The organism is Longimicrobiaceae bacterium (assembly GCA_035696245.1).
In the GTDB taxonomy this organism is placed as follows: Bacteria; Gemmatimonadota; Gemmatimonadetes; order Longimicrobiales; family Longimicrobiaceae; genus DASRQW01.
Window position 1 is genome coordinate 1 of the sequence record DASRQW010000108.1, and the last position, 3,867, is coordinate 3,867.

A 3,867-nucleotide genomic window follows, 5' to 3' on the forward strand; every position below is an offset into this window, starting at 1 on the left:
GCGGCGCACGGGCGTGTGGACGCCGCCGCGGCAGCTGAACGTGATCACGGTCATGGGAGGCGCCGAGCTGGACTTCCGCGACGCGCGTTTCGGGCCGGGCGTGACCGAGGTCAACGTGTTCGCGCTGATGGGCGGCGTGGAGATCATCGTGCCGCCCAACCTGCACCTGGAGGTCAACGGGCTGGCCATCATGGGCGGCTTCGACCAGCGGGCGCACACGCTGGGGCACCCCACGGACGCGTCGGCGCCCGTGCTGCGCATCGGCGGGTTCGCGCTGATGGGCGGCGTGGACGTGAAGGTGCGCCTCCCGGGCGAGGGTGCGTTCGACGCACGCCGCCGCGAGAAGGTCGCCCGCCGCGAGATCCACCGCATCAAGCGAGGGCGTTGAGCGTCTTCGCTTCCGGGGTCGATGTCGCGCGGCTGAGGCGCCGCTCCGGAGCCGGCCGGCGGAAACTGCCCCGCCGTCCGTCTCCTGCGCGGGGTCGGGGAGCCTCCTCCTCCGGCGAGCCGATACAGCCTGGCCCGCCTCCGTCCGGGTCTCCCCGCCCGCGGGGTGAGCCTCGCGCCCTCCAAGCATCCTGACGCGTCACGCCGCGCGAGTCTCCCGCCGCACATCTCTTTCTGGGTATGACGGATACAACGGTACGACGAACCGGCACGGCCGATTACCCCCGCTCGTCCTCCTCCGCCGAACACCGCCCAGAACTCTCCACCGTGGATTCCCCGCCGTACTCGCGGATCTCACCCCATCCGCGCAGCCCTACGCGTCCGTCGTCCCGCCGAGATGCTGTTCCCGCGCTGCCGAAATCCTTGCGTCCGCCAAAACCCTACGCGCGCGGCAGCCAAGCCCCGTTGGGTTGACGAGAGGTGCGCTGCTGGATCGGGACGGTCAGGCATCGGCGCCACGCCCGGTCCGTACCGTCGCAGCGAACGGCGGCCGCGCCCTGCCGGATGGACGAATGCGCACCACGAAAGCCTTGCCCGCGCGGGCGCGGCGCTGCATCAGTTTACCCCCGTCAGATGGCGGCGGCGTTTCGATCGACCCTGGACCTGTCCCGAGGCGCGGCGATGATCACGAGCGACCAGGTCAGCGCACTCATCGCCTACCTGGGCCTGCTGTGCCAACTGGGCGGCGCGCTGCTGCTGGTCACGCTCTTCTTCCTGCTGCGCGTGCACGCCAAGCGGCGTGGCTATTTCCGCATCTGGAGCCGCGCGTGGCTGGCGCTGGCCGCGGCGCTGGCGGCGCTGGTGCTCTTCTACACCCAGGCGGCGAGGGTCGGCGGCCCGCCCACCTGGGAGCTGCGCGCGCTCTTCTTCGTCTACCAGGGCAACAAGCTCCTCTTCTTCACCCTGCTTTTCGGCGGCTGCCTGTCGTACGGCGTGGGACTGTCGTGGCTGGCCATGCGCGCGCGAGTGCTGGCGGGGGTGGGAGCGTACGCGGCGCTGTCGGTGTGGCTCTCGCCCTCGCTGGACTACGTGGTGCTGTGGCAGGCGCCGGTCGCCAGCCTGCTGCTGTGGACCTGCACCGCCACGCTGCTTCGCCTGCCTCCGTCGCGCGCCACGCTGGGCAGCCGCGCCACGGGCGTCTTCTTCGGGCTGCTGGCGATGCTGTGGAGCATGTACACGGTGGCCTTCGCGTACGACGCCGCGGACCACGACCCCGCGAACGTCACCTTCCTGGGCATGATGGCGCAGCACAACTCGTACATCGACCTGCTGCTGATGATGCTGCTGGGGTACGGCATGGTGGTGCTGCTCATGGAAGACGTGAAGAGCGAAACCGACGCGGCCCACGCGCAGCTCGCCGTGGCGCACGACCAGCTCAAACGCGTGGCCCTGTACGACTCGCTCACCGGCACCCTCAACCGCCGCGCCTTCGCCGAAGGCGTGGGCATCGAGGCGGTGCGGGCGCGGTTCGGGGCCGCGGTCATGCTGGACATGGACAATCTGAAGACGGTGAACGACTCGCTGGGCCACGCCGCCGGCGACGACCTCCTCCGCCACGCGGCCGAGACGCTGCGCATCGCCATCCGGCCGACCGACCGGCTGTACCGCTGGGGCGGCGACGAATTCCTGCTGCTGCTCCCCGGCGCCCGCTGCGACACGGTGCTCCAGCGCCTGGAAGGCTTCATCGCCGCCGAGAACGCGCGGCACCCCGGCTGCGCCAGGCGCAGCCTTCACCTCAGCATGGGGGCGGCGGACTACACCGGCGCCGAGGACCTGGCCGCCGCCATCGAGCACGCCGACCGCGACATGTACGCCGACAAGACCCGCCGCCGCATGGCCCGCACCGCCGTCCCGCCCGCCATCGAAGCGTAGCCCCCGGCGGCATTTTCACGCTCTGCCTCACGACGGATGAACGCGTGAGCGCATCGGATCGCTCTCATCTCCGTCAGTCTTCCATCGACCATCCCGCTTTCGTTCGATGTAGGGCTGTACCTCCGCAGGGCCTCGGAGCCGCCGCGCATCGGCATCCAACCTCATCTGTTCGAAGATGGAGGATAGGATGCGGCACCTTCCAGCCGATTGACGGCCTCTCGGCTGCGGCGCATCTTCCGGCCGGGTATCACGTCCACCGATCCGCATCTTCCAGATGAGCCAGAGTTCGAGCGGGGCCGCGGCGGGGCAGGGCTTCGCGCCGCCCGCGTCTGCCGGGACGGTGATGCAGGAGGCGGCGGAGTTCCACCGCGCGTTCCAGGACCTGCTGCGCCTTCAGCAGTCGCGCGACCGCGAGCGCGTGGCGGGCTACGGCGTGACGGTGAGCGGCGCGCACGCGGTGGAGGTGCTCACGCGGCTGGGCCCCGTCTCGCTGAACGCGCTGGCCGCCGAGCTGTTCGTGGACAAGAGCACCGCCAGCCGCATCGTGGCGCTGCTGGAGGACCTGGGCTTCGTGCGTCGCGCGGTGGACGCGCGCGACCGCCGCGTGCTGCGCCTGGAGCTCACGCCCGAAGGCGCCCGCCTCTCCCGCCAGCTCACCGACGACGCCGTGTGGGAGATGCACGCGCTGCTGTACGGCTTCCCGCCGGACGTGCGCGCGGGCATGCTCGCCTTCCTGCGCCAGCTCACGCGCACCTCCGCCACGCACGCGGGCGCGACGGGCGCGAGCTGCCTGGCCGAGCCGTGAGCGCCAAGGCATCGGCAGTCGTGCAGCCCGCCACCGCCGGCGACCTGCCGGACGCATTGGTGCTCCTGCGCGCGGCCGGGCTGCCCGTCGCGGGCGTGGAGGCGCACTTCCCCGCGCGCTTCGTGGTCGCCCGCGCTGCGGATGGGTCGCTGGCGGGCATGGCGGGCGTGGAGATGCACGGCCGCGCCGCCCTTCTCCGCTCCGTCGCAGTCGCGGAGTCCGCGCGCGGGCAGGGCCTGGGCGTCGCCCTCACTCGCGCGGCCATCGACCTCGCCCGCCACGAAGGCGCCGACGCCGTGCATCTGCTGACCACCACGGCCGAGAGCTTCTTCCCGCGCCTCGGCTTCGAGCGCGTGGAGCGCGGCGACCTCCCCGCCGCCCTCGCCGCGTCCGAAGAGCTGCGCGGCGCCTGCCCCGCCTCCGCCGTCCCCATGCGCCTCCGCCTGACCTGCGCTCGCCGCACGCGCTTCATCGAACAACGCCCATCACCCCTGGCATAGGCGACTCGCACGGTCGTCGCTGCCCGACAGCCGACAATCCACGCAAGGCTCTCCGCCAGCCGTGACGAGGCTCCCCTCCCTCGGGCAGGTTTGGACGAAACACTGAGGAAGGGCCTTCCTCCGGCGCGACACACGTCGACATCGCCCGAAGCGGCCATCCGCCCCACGTTACCCGCCGCGAGTTGCGCGACCGGCGCCGCGGGTGCATTGTTGGGGCCGCCCGCGGGCGGCCCCGGCGCCGGC

At 71.9% G+C, this 3,867-nt stretch carries 4 protein-coding genes; all 4 read left to right on the top strand.

What is annotated here, in order from left to right:
• Positions 1-388 (top strand): LiaF domain-containing protein (locus VFE05_04805; protein HET6229377.1); only part of this gene is annotated, 388 nt, incomplete at its 5' end.
• A gap of 680 nt (positions 389-1,068) precedes the next feature.
• Positions 1,069-2,319 (top strand): GGDEF domain-containing protein, encoded by a 1,251-nt coding sequence (locus VFE05_04810; GenBank protein ID HET6229378.1) that lies wholly within the window; start codon positions 1,069-1,071, stop codon positions 2,317-2,319.
• A 274-nt stretch (positions 2,320-2,593) separates the two neighbouring features.
• A complete protein-coding gene (locus VFE05_04815; protein HET6229379.1) occupies positions 2,594-3,124 on the top strand; it encodes a MarR family winged helix-turn-helix transcriptional regulator in 531 nt (176 codons plus the stop codon).
• Positions 3,121-3,624, top strand: coding sequence for an arsenic resistance N-acetyltransferase ArsN2 (gene arsN2 / locus VFE05_04820; GenBank protein ID HET6229380.1), 504 nt, complete (start codon positions 3,121-3,123; stop codon positions 3,622-3,624). The genes VFE05_04815 and arsN2 overlap by 4 nt, the downstream gene beginning before the upstream one ends.
• The last annotated feature ends 243 nt before the right edge of the window (positions 3,625-3,867 follow it).

Excerpts from the sequence above, each read along its gene's own strand:
- VFE05_04815 (HET6229379.1), top strand. The coding sequence starts at position 2,594 with ATGAGCCAGAGTTCGAGCGGGGCCGCGGCGGGGCAGGGCTTCGCGCCG.
- VFE05_04810 (HET6229378.1), top strand. The coding sequence starts at position 1,069 with ATGATCACGAGCGACCAGGTCAGCGCACTCATCGCCTACCTGGGCCTG.